This window comes from Undibacterium sp. Di27W, from assembly GCF_049340345.1.
Taxonomy (GTDB): Bacteria; Pseudomonadota; Gammaproteobacteria; order Burkholderiales; family Burkholderiaceae_D; genus Undibacterium.
The window spans coordinates 154,574-169,691 of record NZ_JBMPOS010000015.1 but is presented as its reverse complement, the minus strand read 5'-3'; the positions used below and the strand labels follow the sequence as shown (position 1 = coordinate 169,691).

At 51.9% G+C, this 15,118-nt stretch carries 17 protein-coding genes; 12 read left to right on the top strand and 5 right to left on the bottom strand.

Annotated features, from left to right (window positions below; genetic code table 11):
• The 10 genes from ACO0LF_RS25815 to ACO0LF_RS25770 form a co-directional block, all read left to right on the top strand.
• The coding region (locus ACO0LF_RS25815; protein WP_423019287.1) for an ExbD/TolR family protein at positions 1–152 on the top strand (152 nt) is incomplete at its 5' end.
• Between the two features lie 244 nt (positions 153–396).
• Positions 397–1,341 (top strand): BadF/BadG/BcrA/BcrD ATPase family protein, encoded by a 945-nt coding sequence (locus ACO0LF_RS25810; protein ID WP_423019273.1) that lies wholly within the window; start codon positions 397–399, stop codon positions 1,339–1,341.
• A 26-nt stretch (positions 1,342–1,367) separates the two neighbouring features.
• A complete protein-coding gene (locus ACO0LF_RS25805; RefSeq protein ID WP_423009606.1) occupies positions 1,368–2,102 on the top strand; it encodes a GntR family transcriptional regulator in 735 nt (244 codons plus the stop codon).
• Positions 2,103–2,104: 2 nt separating this feature from the next.
• On the top strand, positions 2,105–3,226 hold the full coding sequence (gene nagA / locus ACO0LF_RS25800; RefSeq protein ID WP_423019285.1) for an N-acetylglucosamine-6-phosphate deacetylase: 1,122 nt from the start codon (positions 2,105–2,107) through the stop codon (positions 3,224–3,226).
• Positions 3,219–4,229, top strand: a complete 1,011-nt coding sequence (locus ACO0LF_RS25795) for an SIS domain-containing protein (protein WP_423012122.1) — start codon at positions 3,219–3,221, stop codon at positions 4,227–4,229. The genes nagA and ACO0LF_RS25795 overlap by 8 nt, the downstream gene beginning before the upstream one ends.
• A gap of 121 nt (positions 4,230–4,350) precedes the next feature.
• Entirely contained in the window at positions 4,351–5,640 is a 1,290-nt protein-coding gene (locus ACO0LF_RS25790; protein WP_423019271.1) for an ABC transporter substrate-binding protein, read from the top strand.
• The gene (locus ACO0LF_RS25785) at positions 5,637–6,539 is read left to right on the top strand and encodes a carbohydrate ABC transporter permease (protein WP_423019269.1); all 903 of its coding nucleotides are present in this window, start codon (positions 5,637–5,639) and stop codon (positions 6,537–6,539) included. Before ACO0LF_RS25790 ends, ACO0LF_RS25785 begins: the two co-directional genes overlap by 4 nt.
• Positions 6,540–6,541: 2 nt before the next feature.
• Positions 6,542–7,363: a carbohydrate ABC transporter permease gene (locus ACO0LF_RS25780; protein ID WP_423019267.1), complete on the top strand. Its 822-nt coding sequence runs from the start codon at positions 6,542–6,544 to the stop codon at positions 7,361–7,363.
• On the top strand, positions 7,360–8,901 hold the full coding sequence (locus tag ACO0LF_RS25775; protein WP_423019265.1) for a glycoside hydrolase family 3 protein: 1,542 nt from the start codon (positions 7,360–7,362) through the stop codon (positions 8,899–8,901). Before ACO0LF_RS25780 ends, ACO0LF_RS25775 begins: the two co-directional genes overlap by 4 nt.
• Before the next feature lie 12 nt (positions 8,902–8,913).
• Entirely contained in the window at positions 8,914–10,014 is a 1,101-nt protein-coding gene (locus ACO0LF_RS25770) for an ABC transporter ATP-binding protein (RefSeq protein ID WP_423019263.1), read from the top strand.
• Between the two features lie 17 nt (positions 10,015–10,031).
• Here ACO0LF_RS25770 and ACO0LF_RS25765 read toward each other — a convergent pair whose 3' ends face one another.
• The 4 genes from ACO0LF_RS25765 to ACO0LF_RS25750 form a co-directional block, all read right to left on the bottom strand.
• Positions 10,032–10,541 (bottom strand): DUF695 domain-containing protein, encoded by a 510-nt coding sequence (locus ACO0LF_RS25765; protein ID WP_423019261.1) that lies wholly within the window; start codon positions 10,539–10,541, stop codon positions 10,032–10,034.
• Between the two features lie 223 nt (positions 10,542–10,764).
• The gene (locus tag ACO0LF_RS25760) at positions 10,765–11,076 is read right to left on the bottom strand and encodes a hypothetical protein (protein ID WP_423019259.1); all 312 of its coding nucleotides are present in this window, start codon (positions 11,074–11,076) and stop codon (positions 10,765–10,767) included.
• Between the two features lie 108 nt (positions 11,077–11,184).
• Positions 11,185–11,400, bottom strand: a complete 216-nt coding sequence (locus ACO0LF_RS25755; RefSeq protein WP_423019257.1) for a DUF4287 domain-containing protein — start codon at positions 11,398–11,400, stop codon at positions 11,185–11,187.
• A gap of 117 nt (positions 11,401–11,517) precedes the next feature.
• On the bottom strand, positions 11,518–12,435 hold the full coding sequence (locus ACO0LF_RS25750; RefSeq protein ID WP_423019255.1) for a LysR family transcriptional regulator: 918 nt from the start codon (positions 12,433–12,435) through the stop codon (positions 11,518–11,520).
• Positions 12,436–12,564: 129 nt separating this feature from the next.
• Between ACO0LF_RS25750 and ACO0LF_RS25745 the strand changes: the two genes are divergently transcribed.
• Both ACO0LF_RS25745 and ACO0LF_RS25740 read left to right on the top strand, forming a co-directional pair.
• The gene (locus ACO0LF_RS25745) at positions 12,565–13,575 is read left to right on the top strand and encodes a zinc-binding alcohol dehydrogenase family protein (RefSeq protein WP_422978741.1); all 1,011 of its coding nucleotides are present in this window, start codon (positions 12,565–12,567) and stop codon (positions 13,573–13,575) included.
• Between the two features lie 33 nt (positions 13,576–13,608).
• On the top strand, positions 13,609–14,052 hold the full coding sequence (locus ACO0LF_RS25740; RefSeq protein ID WP_423019253.1) for a GlcG/HbpS family heme-binding protein: 444 nt from the start codon (positions 13,609–13,611) through the stop codon (positions 14,050–14,052).
• Between the two features lie 125 nt (positions 14,053–14,177).
• Here ACO0LF_RS25740 and ACO0LF_RS25735 read toward each other — a convergent pair whose 3' ends face one another.
• Complete coding sequence (locus ACO0LF_RS25735) at positions 14,178–15,044, bottom strand: DUF2306 domain-containing protein (protein WP_423019251.1); 867 nt, start codon at positions 15,042–15,044, stop codon at positions 14,178–14,180.
• Between the last annotated feature and the right edge of the window lie 74 nt (positions 15,045–15,118).

Below are 15,118 nucleotides of genomic sequence, written 5' to 3'. Positions count from 1 at the left end.
CCGAAGCCGCTTCACAGAAAGATCAGCCTGAAGTGCATCTGCGTCCGGTCGCTGTTGTACCTTACAAATCTGTGGCAGCCGTCATGGCAGCGGCACAGCGTCTTGGTGTCACCAAGATTGGTATGGTCGGTAATGAGCAGTTCTTGAAATAAAGAACATTTTTGCTTAATACAAGTTGTAATAAAGCTTGTAGAGTCTGGAGTCTGTCTTGAGTGTGCTACGCCCCGTTATCAGGGGGAGTATGTGATAGAAAAAGACAGGCTTAAATTATATTTGATGATACCACTTAAATACCTATTGACATCCACTAGGGAAAAAACTTACAGTGAGACTTGAAATAGTAGCAGAAGTACAGAAACTGGTCCGGCTTAACCTTACTTAATTATTTACTTATCAATGAATAAACAAGCAGAAAATCTGTCTGAAGCTGATTTGTCAGAGGTTGTAAATCCGTCCTCGATAAAGCCTGCTTGTACTTATTTTATTGGAGCTGATGGTGGTGGCACTGGCACGCGAGTGGTGTTGTCAGATGCAAAGGGCAAGGAGTTGGGGCGTGGCAGTGCCGGGCCATCTGGTCTGGCGCATGGTCGCGACAAGGCCTGGCAGGCGATCTTGCTGGCGACACAGCAAGCCTTTGCAGAAGCAAAGCTCTCCATGCCTGCGCTGGCCGACATCGCCGTAGGCTGCGGCCTGGCTGGCGTACATAATATTCACTGGGCCAGAGAATTCGTGGCCCTCAATCCAGGCTTTGGCGCGGTCTGCGCAGAAACTGATGCCTATACCACTTTGCTGGGCGCACTTGACGGTAAGCCTGGCTCCATCATCGCCCTGGGCACTGGTAGTGTAGGCGAAGTCTTGCTACCAAATGGCCAGCGTCGTGAAGTCGGTGGCTGGGGTTTTCCTGTCAGTGATGAGGCAAGTGGTGCCTGGCTGGGTATGCGTGCGGTCAATCATTTACAGCGTGTGCTGGATGGCCGTGCGGCCGGCAATCCTTTCGCCAATGCCGTGCTGGCACATTGTGGTGGCGATAAAGATAGCGTCTTCGCCTGGCTGGCAGTAGCCAATCAAACCCGTTATGCCGAACTGGCGCCGCTGGTCATTCGTTTTGCGCCTGAAGTCGAGGTGGCGCGCGAGATCATGCTGGAAGCCGGTAAAGAAGTCGCCATCATGGCCAGGGCACTGGACCCTGCAAGCGAATTGCCTATCGCCTTGTGCGGTGGCCTGGCAGCGCCAGTAGCGGTGTATTTGCCCGCTGAATTAAAACAAAGAATACAAATGCCCAGGGCCGATTCGGCAAGCGGGGCGCTGATACTGATACAACAGCATTTGCAAGCCAAATAAAATACATCATAAAAAGAAAGACAGACATGCTGGCACAATTGATAGACTTCAAACCGGATACAGAAAGTTCTACCCCCTTGTATCTGCAATTGGCGAACAAACTCGCGAATGGCATACATAGTGGATTGTGGCAGCCGGATGAAGCCTTGCCTTCAGAGCGCATGTTGTCTGAAACCCTGGAAATTTCACGTGTGACGGCGCGCAAGGCCATAGACATGCTGTGCGAACGCGGTATGCTGACGCGCAAGCATGGCTCTGGCACTTACATCACACCCAAGATAGAGCAACCGCTGTCACGCCTGACCAACTTCAGTGAAGAATTGCGCAACCGTGGTTTTGCCCCAGGCTCACGCTGGTTGTCACGCGAAACTGGAATCGCTTCACCTGAAGAAATTTTGTCGCTGGGCCTCTCACCGAATACTGTGGTATCGCGCCTGAAGCGCTTGCGCACTGCCGACAATGTCGTCATGGCGATAGAAAGTTCAACGATACCGGCGATGTATATGCCCAACCCTAAACTGGTCAGCGATAGCCTGTACGGCTATCTTGAATCGCATAATCTCTCACCAGCGCGCGCCTTGCAGCATATTCGCGCCGTGAATGCGACTGCCGAGCAAGCCCGTCTGGCAGATATCAAACAGGGTGCGGCCATGTTGTTCATTACTCGTGTCGCTTATTTGCCAAATGGTGCCGCGATAGAACTCTCGCATTCCTATTGTCGCAGCGATTATTATGACTTTGTAGCGGAGTTGTTCAGATGAGTTTGCAGCTACAAGTACAGGGGCAAATACTGACACCCCAAGGCTGGGTGTATGGGACTTTGGCCTTCGATGAAAAAATCCAGGCCATCACTGCTGATGCCAATGCCGTGAATGCCGCTGATGCTGATGCTGCGCATTACATCCTGCCGGGCTTCGTCGATTTGCACGTGCATGGTGCTGGCGGTAAAGACACCATGGAAGCCGGTGACGCAGTCAAGATCATCGCGCGCAAACATGCCAGGCATGGCACCACCAGCATGCTGGCAACCACCATGACTGCGCCGCTGGCCGATCTGGAACTGGCCTTGCAGGGCATCAGGCCCGAGGTTGATAAGCGCAGTAGCGGTGGCGCACGTATCCTGGGTGTGCATCTGGAAGGCCCGTATATCAATCCCGGCAAGCTCGGTGCGCAGCCAGACTTTGCCCATACCGGTTCGCTGGAACAGGTGCGCCATCTCGATGCAATAGCCCCGATACGCCTGATCACCGTGGCACCTGAAATGGATGGCCATTTGCAACTGGTGCGCGAGCTGACCGCTATAGGCATGCAGGTACAGATAGGCCATACCCTCGGAACTTACGAAGAGGGCAAGGCAGCGCTGGAAAACGGTGCTACCGGCTTTACCCACTTATACAACGCCATGTCGCGCCTTGATCACCGCGCGCCCGGCATGGTGGGCGCTGCTTTGGCACATGCGCAGTTCTCAGAAATTATCCCCGACTTATTGCATGTCCACCCTGGCGCCATCAAAGCCGCCATGCGTGCGATTCCGCATCTGTATTGCGTTACTGATTCCACTGCCGCTTCCGGCATGCCCGATGGACAATACATGCTGGGCCGCCAGGTCGTGCATAAATGCCTGGGCGGTGTGCGTCTTGAAGACGGCACGCTGGCCGGCAGCACGCTGACCATGGACCAGGCCTTGCGCAATCTGGTCAGCATAGGCCTGGACCTGGAAGATGCATCGAAGCGTGTTTCTACCTACGCAGCCGATTATCTGGGATTGAATGAGCGTGGCCGCCTGCAGGCTGGCAGTTACGCAGACCTGGTTGTACTGGATCGCCAGCTCAACCTCATCGCTGTTTATGTAGAAGGAGAAAAGATTGACCTCGCAGATGCTTAAGGAAGCCAGCTCTTCCGCTGATTTTGTAGCCGAACAACTCAAACATGAAGGTGAGCGCTATGCCGAACTTGGCGCACACCTGCGCGCCAAACCACCCACATCCGTCGTCACTGTTGCTCGCGGCAGCTCAGACCACGCTGCCAATTATGCAGCCTATCTGATCATGGCCAGGGTAGGGCGCATCGTCGCCTCTCTGCCCATGTCTCTGGTGACCTTGAACAAGGCCCCACTGGCAGCAAAAGATGCGCTGGCAATTGCGATTTCACAGTCTGGCCAAAGCCCTGATGTGGTTGAGCCTATCCGTTATTTCCGTGAAGGTGGTGCGACTACTGTTGCCCTCGTCAATGACGCAGCATCGCCGCTGGCACAAAGCGCAGAATGGACCATGCCTTTGCATGCAGGCCCGGAACTGAGCGTGGCTGCAACCAAGAGCTTTATCACTTCCCTGGTTGCAGGCGCACGCCTGGCAGGTCACTGGCAAAACGATGCAGAATTTTTGGCGGCGATAGAGCAATTGCCAGAATCCCTGCATGCCGCCACCAAGCTTGACTGGTCACCTGCGATAGAAGTCTTGCAACCCGCATCACGCATCATGGTGGTGGGACGTGGCATCAGCTTCCCGGTAGCGCTGGAGTCTGCACTCAAATTCAAAGAAACATCCGTCATCCAGGCAGAAGCCTTCAGCGGTGCAGAAATCAAGCATGGCCCCATGGCACTGATACATGATGGTTACCCATTATTGATATTCGCAACCCGTGGTCCTGCACAGGCTGGCCTGATTGCCCTGGCAGAAGAAATGCGTGGCCGTGGCGCGAATGTCTTGCTGGCAGCACCAGAAGATGTCAAGGAACGTAACCTGACTTTGCCAGTTGCGGCTACACCTGATCTTGATCCTGTGGTTGCAATACAAGCCTTCTACATGATGGCAGCAAACCTGTCGATTGCCCGTGGTCTGGACCCGGACAAACCTAGGCACTTGAGCAAAGTCACCAAGACAAATTGACACAGCTAAAGCAGCAGGCTATTTTTTAAAAACTTAAAAAATAGATACTACCCCCAGTATTTTTATAAATAGCAAGATTGGTATGATTAAAATGCGAGATTGCTTAAAAATATTGGGGAGTATGTGCAATACATCGACCTTAAGGCCGAAGTTGCGTCTGGTCTTATGCTTACTGTTCTTGAGTTTTGGCTTGCACGGCAATGCCTTTGCTGTCCAGAAAATCGAATTCTGGACCATGAGCCTGAAGCCAAAATTCATTCCCTATTTTCAGGAACTCGTCAAAAATTACGAAGCCCAGCACCCCGGCATCAAGCTCGAATGGGTGGACTTCCCCTGGGATATCCTGCAATTAAAACTGATCACAGCGATTGCTGCCGGTACACCACCCGCACTGGTGAATTTGAGCGTGCCCTGGGCAGAAGAAATGGCGCGTGATGGTTTGCTTGAACCTGTCGATACCTTGCTGGCAGCACCAGGTGCCATGAATGATTACACCGATGCAGCCCTGGCTGACTTGCGTTTCAATGGCAAGGTTTATGGCTTCCCGCATTATAGTAACGTCAATGTTATTGCCTATAATCGCAAGATACTGGCAGCGGCAGGCATTTTCCAGGCACCACGCAGCATGGATGAATTGCTGACCCAGGCAGTCATGATTTCTCTTAAGACTGGCAAGCCTGGCTATGCACCCGCACTTGGCAAGATCGATGGTTTTTTCATGCAGCAGGGTCTGGATTTGCTGCGTGATGGCAAGGCAGTCTTCAATTCGCCAGCCCATGTGACTCTGGTCAAAAAATTGGCTGCCACCTACAAGGCGGGTGGTTTTTTAAAAGATAAATTATTTGCAGAAGATAATTTTCCTGCAGTAGTAGATGCCTACTTAGGTGGTCGTTTAGGCGTCATGGTCAGCGCACCGACTGCCATCAAACGTATACAAACTGATGCACCAGAAATTTATGCGCAGACTGGTATCTTCCCTGTGCCGCCAGGGCCAACCGGCATCAATGATGGTGGCTGGATGTTCCATTTCGCCATACCCAAAGGCATCAAGAAAAAAGATATCCCAGAAGTTGCCGCCTTCGCCCGTTACCTGACCAGCGATGCCAATCAACTGGCTTTTGCCAGCATGGCAGGCGTCATGCCCACGACCAAGCAGGCATTGGCAAATCCCTATTTCAAGAAAATAACCCCCAATGCAGGCGCATCAGAACAAGCATTGGCTGTTGCTGCAAACTCCATGAATTCTGCGCGCAGCCTGTACGTCAGCGGCATAGATGATTATGATGAATTGCGCCGCTTCCTGGTCAAGGCAGTAGAGGCGGGCGTCACTGGTCGCCGTGATATACAGGAAGCGCTGGATGAAGCAGTAGTGATCTGGAACCGTAAATTGCAAGGGCCGAAGTTGCCATGAGCAAGCCACTTTCCTCTATACCTTCGTCCACAACCAGCAAACGACGCAATTTGCTGGCCTATGCTTTCCTGGCACCAGCTTTGTTATTGTTGCTGATGTTTTCTTTCTGGCCCGTCATGTATGGCTCTTACCTGAGCGTTACTGACTTCAGCCTGATACGCGAAGTGCACTGGGTAGGCTTCGCCAATTATCGCGCCCTGTTTGCGAACGACATGTTTTTGACCGGGCTTAAAAACTCGCTACTGTTTTTGCTGGTCGTACCCTTCACGCAATTGGGGGCGATCTCACTGGCAGTGCTGGTGAATAATCAATTGCCCGGCATACGCTGGTTTCGCGCCGCCTATTATGTGCCTGTAGTGACGACGGTGTCTGTAGTCGGCATCATGTGGGGCTTCATGTTCCATGAGCAGGGCACACTCAATTATGTGCTGCTGCAATTGCATATTATCGCTGCGCCACTGGGCTGGTTGTCGGATGATGCGCTTGCCTTGTTTGCCGTGATGTTCGTCTCTTTCTGGCGCGGCCTGGGCTGGTATATGGTGATGTACCTGGCTGCCTTGCAGTCACTGCCCGCCGAGATGCAGGAGGCAGCCATACTGGATGGTGCCAATCGCTGGCAACGCTTCTGGCGCATCACCGTGCCCATGCTGAAGCCGACAATACTGGTCTGCAGCATCATGTCGGTGCTGGCAGCTTTGAAGGCTTATCAGGAAGTCGATGTGCTGACCCAGGGTGGGCCTATGAATTCCACCTTCACGGCCCTGTATTACGCTTATGACCAGGGCTTGAAACACTTGAAGCTACCGCGTGGTCTGGCTGCGAGTTTTGTTGTATCCCTCTGCTGCATGGCGATCGCTTTCGTCTGCCTGCGCTGGCTTAAACCAGGGCGCAGGGAGTGAGCATGCACATCAAAAAAATCCTGCGCACGGCTTCACAATATGGCTTGCTGAGCCTGATAGCCATCATCTGCATTTTCCCATTCTGGTGGACGCTGGTAGTGGCGATGTCCACTGAAGGCAATCTGTTTGAATTCCCGCCCACATTCTGGCCGCGTGGTATCTCACTGGATAATTTTATAGAGGCTTTCCGTGTCATTCCCATCATCGCTTTCTACAAGAATTCATTGCTGATCACTTTGGCGACCGTGCTAGGCAAGCTGGTCGTTTGCTCACTCGCCGCTTACCCTTTGTCGCGCATGCAGTTCAGCGGCAGCAAGCTCATCATGGGGGTGATACTGGCGACCATGATTTTGCCGTCTGAAGTCAATTTCCTGGTCAATTTCATCACCATGACCAAGATATCTCTGGTGAATACTTACACTGCCGTGGTGCTGCCCAATATTGTGACTGCAGTCTCGATACTCTTGCTGAAGCAGGCTTTTGATGAAGTGCCGCAAGACTTGCTTGATGCCGCCCGTGTCGATGGTGCCACAGAATGGACCATCTTTTATCGCATTGTCCTGCCTTTGATTACACCATGGCTGGCAACGGTAGGCATCCTGACAGCGGTAGAGGCATGGAATGAATACATCTGGCCATCTATCGTCATCAGCAAGCCAGAAGATTTCCCCTTGTCTGCCGGAGTGCTGTATTTGCGCGGCACTTACGGCAGCAGCACCCGCGTGATTGCGGCAGGAACCATTTTGACAGTTGCACCTATATTGGTCGCCTTTTTATTTACCCAGCGCTTTTTTATGCGCGGCATGGATGGAGCAGTGAAATGACGCAAGACAACAATAAACAACAAACCCTGACACGCGAAGAAGCACGCCGCCTGGCCGGGCAACTGGTGATGATACGCATGCCCATCACCAGCCTGGATGAGACATCGGCACATTTTTTAAAAGACAATCATATCCGTGGCATTTGCCTGTTCAGGCAAAACATGGTCGACGAAATCCAGCTGAAAAAACTGACGGCTGATCTGCGCCTTATCTTGGGGGAGGGGGCGCTGATCGGCATCGATCAGGAAGGGGGTGCAGTCGTGCGCTCCACCTGGGTACCGCAGCCCCCGGCGGCAATGTCGCTGGGGGCCAGCGATGATCCTGAGCTATGCCGCCAGGTGGGCGCTGCTGTTGCGCGCGGCGTCAAGGCGCTGGGCTTCAACTGGAACTTTGCGCCTGTGCTGGATTTGAATAACAATGTCGATAATCCCGTCATCTCTGAACGCTCGTTTGGCTCTGATCCAAAACGTGCCAGTGAACTGGCGTTGGCCTGGATGGACGGTAGCCTGGCCGAAGGTGTGGCTTGCTGCGTCAAGCATTTCCCCGGTCATGGCGATACCAATGTTGATTCCCACCGCGACCTGCCAACGGTGAACAAGAGCCTGGCAGAATTGCAGGCGCTGGAACTGGCACCTTTCCAGACCGCTGTCAGCCGCAATGCACCAGCCATGATGACCGCGCATATCGTCTATCCTGCACTGGATGCAGAAAACCCTGCCACCATGTCCAAGCCCATCCTGACGGGTCTGTTGCGCGATCAATGGAATTACCAGGGCGTAGTCATCACAGACGGCATGGACATGCATGCCATAGCAGGCCGTTATGGCGTAGGCAATGCCGCAGTGCGCGCCTTGCTGGCCGGTACCGACATGGTCATGGCACTAGGCACGACAGAGACGCAACTGGAAACCCTGAATGCCCTGACCGAAGTGATTTTGTCTGGCCAGATTTCTCTCGCAGATGTACAGCAAAAACTGCAGCGCATGGCCGACCTGACCAAGGCTTACCCCTGCATAGACACCGCCTACCAGACCGACATGGCAGACCGCATCCTCATGTCCAGCGCCTGGAAGCGCGGCCTGACTACGCAGGGCAATGCACAACCACCTGCGAAGGGCAGCAAGCTGCGCCTGATCATCAGTGCTGACGTAGTCAGCGATGGTGTCTCTGAGGCTGGCATACCCGCAGCAAAAGTCAGCGCCATGCTGGCCAGTTTGTATGATGTAGATACCGTCACCTTTAATAATGCTGACAGCTTTGACTGGAGCGCCTTGCCAGATGATGGTCGCTTTGTCGTGCTGGCATCCACCGTACGCATACGCTACAGCAAACAGGTACGCGACACCTGGAAGCCAGACCTGCACCTGGTCTTGTGGAATCCATTTCAAATGCTCGACATTCAGGCACCTGCATTGATTACTTACGGCTTTGCACCACCAGCCATAGACGCAGCACGCGCATGGTTTGCCGCAGAAGTGGTCGCCAGCGGCCAGATACCGGTTGCCGGTTTCTCTACTGCTGCAGTAGTCCAGGCTTAAGGAACACAAGGAATGGCCGAAGTCAGACTGCAGCAGATCAGCAAATCCTATGGCAATAACCAGGTTTTGCAAGGCATAGACCTGCATGTGCGCAATGGTGAATTCATGGTCTTTGTTGGCCCCTCAGGCTGCGGCAAATCCACGCTCTTGCGCATGATTGCCGGTCTGGAAGATATCAGCGCCGGTGAACTGCATATAGACAATCAACTGGCGAACGACATCCCACCCGCCAAACGCGGCCTGGCCATGGTGTTCCAGTCATATGCCCTGTACCCGCATATGACCGTGTATGAAAACATGGCCTTCAGCTTAAGCCTCACCAGCATGAGCAAAGCAGAGATAGACACGGCTGTGCAACACGCCGCCAGCATTTTGCAAATGACTCACCTGCTGCAACGCAAGCCACGCGACCTGTCCGGCGGCCAGCGCCAGCGCGTCGCCATAGGCCGCGCCATCGTGCGCAAGCCCGGCCTGTTTTTGTTTGATGAACCCTTATCGAATCTCGACGCCAGCCTGCGCGTACAAATGCGCATAGAACTCAGCAAGCTGCACAGAGAGCTTGCCGCCACCATGATTTACGTCACGCATGATCAAGTAGAGGCAATGACCCTGGGCCAGCGCATAGCAGTATTCAACGGCGGCAAGATAGAACAGATAGGCGCACCGCTGGAACTCTACGACAAACCCGCCAACCTCTTCGTCGCAGGCTTCCTCGGTTCACCGAAGATGAACATCGTCAAGGCAAAGGTATTGCGCAATCTGGGTAATGAGATAGAACTGCAACTGGCAGCAGGCACACATATCAACGTCCAGCTTGATGCCAGCAATTTGCAGACAGGCGACGAAGTCAGCCTCGGCATCCGGGCAGAGCACATCTTGCTGGCATCGCAAACCACAGAGCACAGCAACCAGCTTGAAGTCTGCATCAGCTTTGTTGAACATCTGGGGGATGCCGCCATCGTCTATGCGACGCTGGCGGGTGAAGAAAATCTGTTTGCTATCAAGCTACCTGCGGATACTTCAGATCTGTATGCGGGGGCTGATCTTTGCATACAACTGCCGGGGCATAGGTGTCATGTGTTTGATGGCCATGGGTTGGCAGTGAGGGATTAGCAACACAATGCTTTCACCTACTCTTTGACTGCAGCCTTAAAGTTTTTATAAACGGTCCATTCTGGGTCAGGTGATATTTGGAATTCTATTGGCAAGTCTGAGAATTCTTTAAGCGCCAGATTCAATTTACGTTTGAAAGAGCTGCTTGACTTTGCATAGTATTTCCACTCACGCACATTATTGCCGGTAGATACTATCGTGAGCGTGGCCAAATTATCTTTGTCGAGTAGAGATAGAAGAGTATCTTCAAATTTGTCCATTTTTACACGCTCATCAGTAGATGGCATGCCCTTGTTTCCAAAATATGTCCAGGTAAGCGTCACTTGATCTGGATACTGCTTAATATTGTAACTATTTTTAAATTCTTTGAGGTAGCGAAATACGATGACACTATCATTTGTTCGATGTTTTGAAGTTGCCGTCGCCCAAATCTGAGCAGATGCATTAGGGATAATTATGAATGCACTAAAACAAAATAGAATTTTTAGCAGGAAGGGTTTGGTAGTTAATTTCGAGTGTGTGGACATTGAATGATTCGTTGAAATATTGATTATTTTTTTAAAGTTGATTTTGTGCGAATATTTGATTTGGTTGTTCAGCTTGAAACTCTCTTCTTCCAAGCTAGATAGCTGGACAAAAGATATCCGAAATAACCGGTTCCTATGACGAGCATATCTATTGGCGAAATTAAATGCTCTAAATTTCGTACGACAAGTACTTCTAAATAACCAGTAACAGCAGCTACCAGCATCAGCAAAGATACCCCGTCACTGCAGCCATGCTGGAATCCGATCTGTGTGGATTCAAGATCGCGCCACCGTAACAAAGTATGCCTACGATGAACATTTCGTAAAAGGTCGAAGGGAAGACAAATCCCGTTATCCACCTGCACCAGAATACCGAGAGCCACATGCAAAGCAAACTGGCAAACTGAAGCTTGTTGATCGTTTTTCTTGCGAAAAGCAAAAGTATACCAACTGGCCCTAACAGGGATGTCAATATCAATACAGTTATATTGTCTTTACTTTGCGTTGCGAACACTTCTTTGATTTGCTTGTTCATGGGCTTCTTGCTTGGTCTTTGCTGTCCAATATGAAAATGAAGGGATTTTCACTATAGTCATAATGACCTTGCTTATATTTATCTGAAAGCAGAATTGAAAGCGCCAAACTACTTATTGTCAGCAGCCAGAGCATAAGCAACGATGGCATTGGCGTGACCATGCCCCAATTCATGTTCAGTCTTGAGCTTGTTGACGATTTCCATATGCTTTAAACCTTTGTTTTGCTGAACCAGATCCAGCCAGTGCTGGATGGGCTTGCCGTATTTCTTTTCTATTGAAGGGAAATAAGAGGCGGGGCCTTTGATTTTTTCTTCATTTGACATGCTGTGCTTTCCTTTTTCTTGAGTCCGATTGAATTCACTTGAATAATATTGTACGAGATTTTTAGTTTATTGTTTGACATGTTAAACAATCAGGAGCAATGTTTTCTGTGCACGTCATTATTTGCTATTTTCATTCCGAATACTGATAGCAAATTTCGAACTCAAAAACTCCACCAAGGCCCGAACCCGGTTGGGTATGAAGCGCCCACTCGGCAACAAAGCATGCAGCGGATAAGCCTCAGTCTCCCAGTCCGTCAGTAGCGCTACCAGGCTACCATCTGCCAGTTCCTGCCTGACATCAATCAATGATTTGAAGATGATGCCTGCGCCTGCTATCGCCCACATGCGGGCCAGTGAGGCGTCGTCGGCGCTGCGGTCGCCTTTTACTCTGACTTCTTTCCATTTGCCGTTTTGTCCAAAGCGCCAGGTTTTGTGCAGGCGGCTGCTGCGCTCGAATAGCAGGCAATTGTGGTGGGTAAGGTCTTGCGGTGTTTGCGGGGCGGGGTGGCGTGCCAGGTAACTGGGGGCTGCGCAGAGTATAGGGCGGCTTTGTGCCAGTACCCTGGCGACCAGGCGCGAATCTGTCAGCGTGCCATACCTTATTGCCACATCCACTTCATCGCGTACTACATCCAGTGGCCTGTCACCAACATTCAGCGCAATTTGCACGCCGGGGTGCAGGGCCAGGAACTCGTCCAGCCAGGGCAGCAGGGTGGTGCGGGTCAGGTCAGACGGGGCGGCGACGCGTATGGTGCCGACCAGGGCGGTGCGGGCTTCTGATACCTGGGATTCGCCTTCGTCGAGCAAATCAAACGCCCTTTGCGCATAGTCGAGCAGGATTTGCCCTTGCGCTGTGATACGCAGAGCGCGGGTCGATCGTTCGAACAGGCGGGTACCCAATTGGGTTTCCAGTCGCTTGAGAGTGGCGCTGGCGGCTGCGGGTGTCATGCCCAGCACGCTGGCTGCGCCTGAGAGTGAGCCGCAGCGGGCGGTTTGCACGAGTACATGCAGGTCGCTGAGATTTTCAATTTTCATTTGAAAGTGATAGTTATTTATCGGTCTTATCAATTCATGCTTCAGATTCTACAATGCCTGCACTGATCTGGAAATGTTTCTGGACACCATACCGATACTTAACATACACAACATACTCAAGGACTCAACATGAAAGCCATTGCTTACCGCCATTCTTTACCTATCGATAACACTGCATCACTGGAAGATGTGGAATTACCAAAACCAGCACTGGAAGCGCGTGACTTGCTGGTGCGCGTGAATGCTATCTCTGTCAACCCTGTTGATACCAAGGTCAGGTTGGGTCGTGCACCCGCTGAAGGCCAGTTGAACGTGCTGGGCTGGGATGCGGTTGGCATCGTTGAAGAAGTTGGCACTGCAGTCAGCAACTTTAAAGCGGGTGACCGTGTTTACTATGCTGGCGCGATAGACCGCCCCGGTGCAAACAGTGAATTGCATGCAGTGGATGAACGCATCGTCGCCAAGGCACCCACTACGCTGGATGATGCACAGGCTGCTGCCTTGCCACTGACGACGATTACTGCCTATGAATTGCTGTTTGAACGCCTGGGTGTAGCCAAGAATGGTGGCGCAGGCCAGACCTTGCTAGTGATAGGTGGTGCCGGTGGTGTTGGTTCCATCCTCATACAACTGGCACGTCAGTTGACGCAATTGCGTGTGATTGCCACCGCCTCACGTGCCGAGACACGTCAGTGGTGCCTGGATCTGGGTGCGCACGCAGTGATCGATCACTCGAAACCCTTGAGTGCTGAATTGAAAGCCATAGGCATTAATGAAGTCGATATCGTCGCTGGCCTGACGCAGACAGCACAGCACTATGCAGAAATCATCGCCAGCCTGAAGCCACAAGGCAAGCTGGCTGTGATTGACGACATGGTGGCACTGGACTTGATGCAGTTGAAAGGGAAATCCATCTCCCTGCATTGGGAAATGATGTTTACCCGCTCGATGTTCAAGACCGTCGATATGGATGAACAAGGCAAGCTGCTGGCAGAAGTGGCGGCACTGGTGGATGCAGGCAAAGTGCGCACGACTGTGAATGCGAATTTTGGCAAGATCAATGCGGCAAACTTGCGCAAGGCGCATGCGCTGATAGAAAGCGGCAAGGCCCAGGGCAAAGTCGTACTGCAAGGCTTTTAATTTAATCTCAGCAGAATTCAGCAGAAAGTTTTTATGCAAACAACGAACCTCAATAAATCATTTGCGGCGGCCAGCATCACACGCGATGCCGCGAATGCCCTGATCACCGCAGCCAGTGTTGCTGCCCGCGATATCGGTATCGATGTCACGATCGCTGTGACCGACAATGCCGGTCACCTGAAAGCATTTGAACGAGCAGACAGCGCCGCATTTTTGACGGTGGATGTGGCAATCGACAAAGCCTGGACGGCAGCCTCGTTTGGCCTGCCTACTCATACCTGGACAGCCATCATCAGCAATGATGTTGTAGCACAACTGGCCCACAGGCCGCGCCTGGTGGCAGTTGGTGGTGGCTGCCCGATTATTGAAAATGGCAAGGTCATCGGTGGCATAGGCATATCAGGCGGTAATGCACTGCAAGACCAGCAGGCAGCAGAAATTGCATTGGCTGCACTGGGGTTTGAAGTAAAGGCATAAGCTCAAGCCGATTGTTGAGAGTGCATGCAGGTCATGCACTCTTTTCATTCTAAAGATCAAACAACATGACAATTATCATTACTCATTCATTAGTCATTCATTAGCATTCTTTGAATAATCGATGACTAGAGACGCGGCAACCACATACCCATAAACGCCACAAAGATACCCATACCGCTGGCTGCACTTAAAACCACCAATGCCCCGGCCATGCTGAACTGAGCGGCCTTGTTCTTGCTGTCTTGCGCGCGCAAATATAATTCACAGACGATCAGCGGTATCAGGGAATTGGCGAAGGAAATGAAGCTCAGGAAAGGTCCCTCAAAAGTCTTGGGGTTAAAGCCTGCAGGGCCGTGATTGATGGCTATCCAGAACATCAGGCCTATACGGAAGAACCAGACGCCATTTGCCAGCAGGAACAGGCGTAATGCCCAGCGGCGGTGTTGGGCGAACTGGCGTGCGAGGGCATGGCGTAAGGCCATGGCTGAGCAGACCAGGATTAATACTGCATTTAAACTCACACCCAGATGCTGGGTAAAATCACCGACGCCATTGCGTAACCACACCATGTATAAACCAGTCGTGGCGGCAATGACCAGACTGGACAGATAGATACGCCCGTTCCAGCGGTGGAATTTTGGTGCCCGTGCGCGGATTTGCGGGATCATTTGCAGTATGCCCGCCAAGGTGATGCTCGCCGCCAAAAAGATATGTGTGATGATGGCAAAATTGCCTGCGCTGTCGCCCTTGATATAGCCATGGGGCAGTACGTCGCTCCAGGCTGCGAGATTGCCTTTCACCGCAGCCAGGACATAAAAACCAAGGATGTAATAGATGAATAAGAGCTGGCCTATGATGGCGACTGAGAACCACAGTCCTGCGGCATATTTCAGGCTGGCACGGGAGAGTTTTTCTATTCCATATTTTTTCAATGGTGGTGCAGTTTGCGTAGGAAATATATTGTTCGTTTCGAAAACAGTCTCTTGCGTCATTTGAAAACTCCTTTTTGCTCATGTGAATTAGCCGTGTCTGATCCTGCCGAACAGGCGTGAGTGTGCGTGCAAAG

Excerpts from the sequence above, each read along its gene's own strand:
- ACO0LF_RS25810 (WP_423019273.1), top strand. The coding sequence starts at position 397 with ATGAATAAACAAGCAGAAAATCTGTCTGAAGCTGATTTGTCAGAGGTT.
- ACO0LF_RS25805 (WP_423009606.1), top strand. The coding sequence starts at position 1,368 with ATGCTGGCACAATTGATAGACTTCAAACCGGATACAGAAAGTTCTACC.
- ACO0LF_RS25795 (WP_423012122.1), top strand. The coding sequence starts at position 3,219 with ATGCTTAAGGAAGCCAGCTCTTCCGCTGATTTTGTAGCCGAACAACTC.
- ACO0LF_RS25790 (WP_423019271.1), top strand. The coding sequence starts at position 4,351 with ATGTGCAATACATCGACCTTAAGGCCGAAGTTGCGTCTGGTCTTATGC.
- ACO0LF_RS25785 (WP_423019269.1), top strand. The coding sequence starts at position 5,637 with ATGAGCAAGCCACTTTCCTCTATACCTTCGTCCACAACCAGCAAACGA.
- ACO0LF_RS25780 (WP_423019267.1), top strand. The coding sequence starts at position 6,542 with ATGCACATCAAAAAAATCCTGCGCACGGCTTCACAATATGGCTTGCTG.
- ACO0LF_RS25775 (WP_423019265.1), top strand. The coding sequence starts at position 7,360 with ATGACGCAAGACAACAATAAACAACAAACCCTGACACGCGAAGAAGCA.
- ACO0LF_RS25770 (WP_423019263.1), top strand. The coding sequence starts at position 8,914 with ATGGCCGAAGTCAGACTGCAGCAGATCAGCAAATCCTATGGCAATAAC.
- ACO0LF_RS25765 (WP_423019261.1), bottom strand. The coding sequence starts at position 10,541 with ATGTCCACACACTCGAAATTAACTACCAAACCCTTCCTGCTAAAAATT.
- ACO0LF_RS25760 (WP_423019259.1), bottom strand. The coding sequence starts at position 11,076 with ATGAACAAGCAAATCAAAGAAGTGTTCGCAACGCAAAGTAAAGACAAT.
- ACO0LF_RS25755 (WP_423019257.1), bottom strand. The coding sequence starts at position 11,400 with ATGTCAAATGAAGAAAAAATCAAAGGCCCCGCCTCTTATTTCCCTTCA.
- ACO0LF_RS25750 (WP_423019255.1), bottom strand. The coding sequence starts at position 12,435 with ATGAAAATTGAAAATCTCAGCGACCTGCATGTACTCGTGCAAACCGCC.
- ACO0LF_RS25745 (WP_422978741.1), top strand. The coding sequence starts at position 12,565 with ATGAAAGCCATTGCTTACCGCCATTCTTTACCTATCGATAACACTGCA.
- ACO0LF_RS25740 (WP_423019253.1), top strand. The coding sequence starts at position 13,609 with ATGCAAACAACGAACCTCAATAAATCATTTGCGGCGGCCAGCATCACA.
- ACO0LF_RS25735 (WP_423019251.1), bottom strand. The coding sequence starts at position 15,044 with ATGACGCAAGAGACTGTTTTCGAAACGAACAATATATTTCCTACGCAA.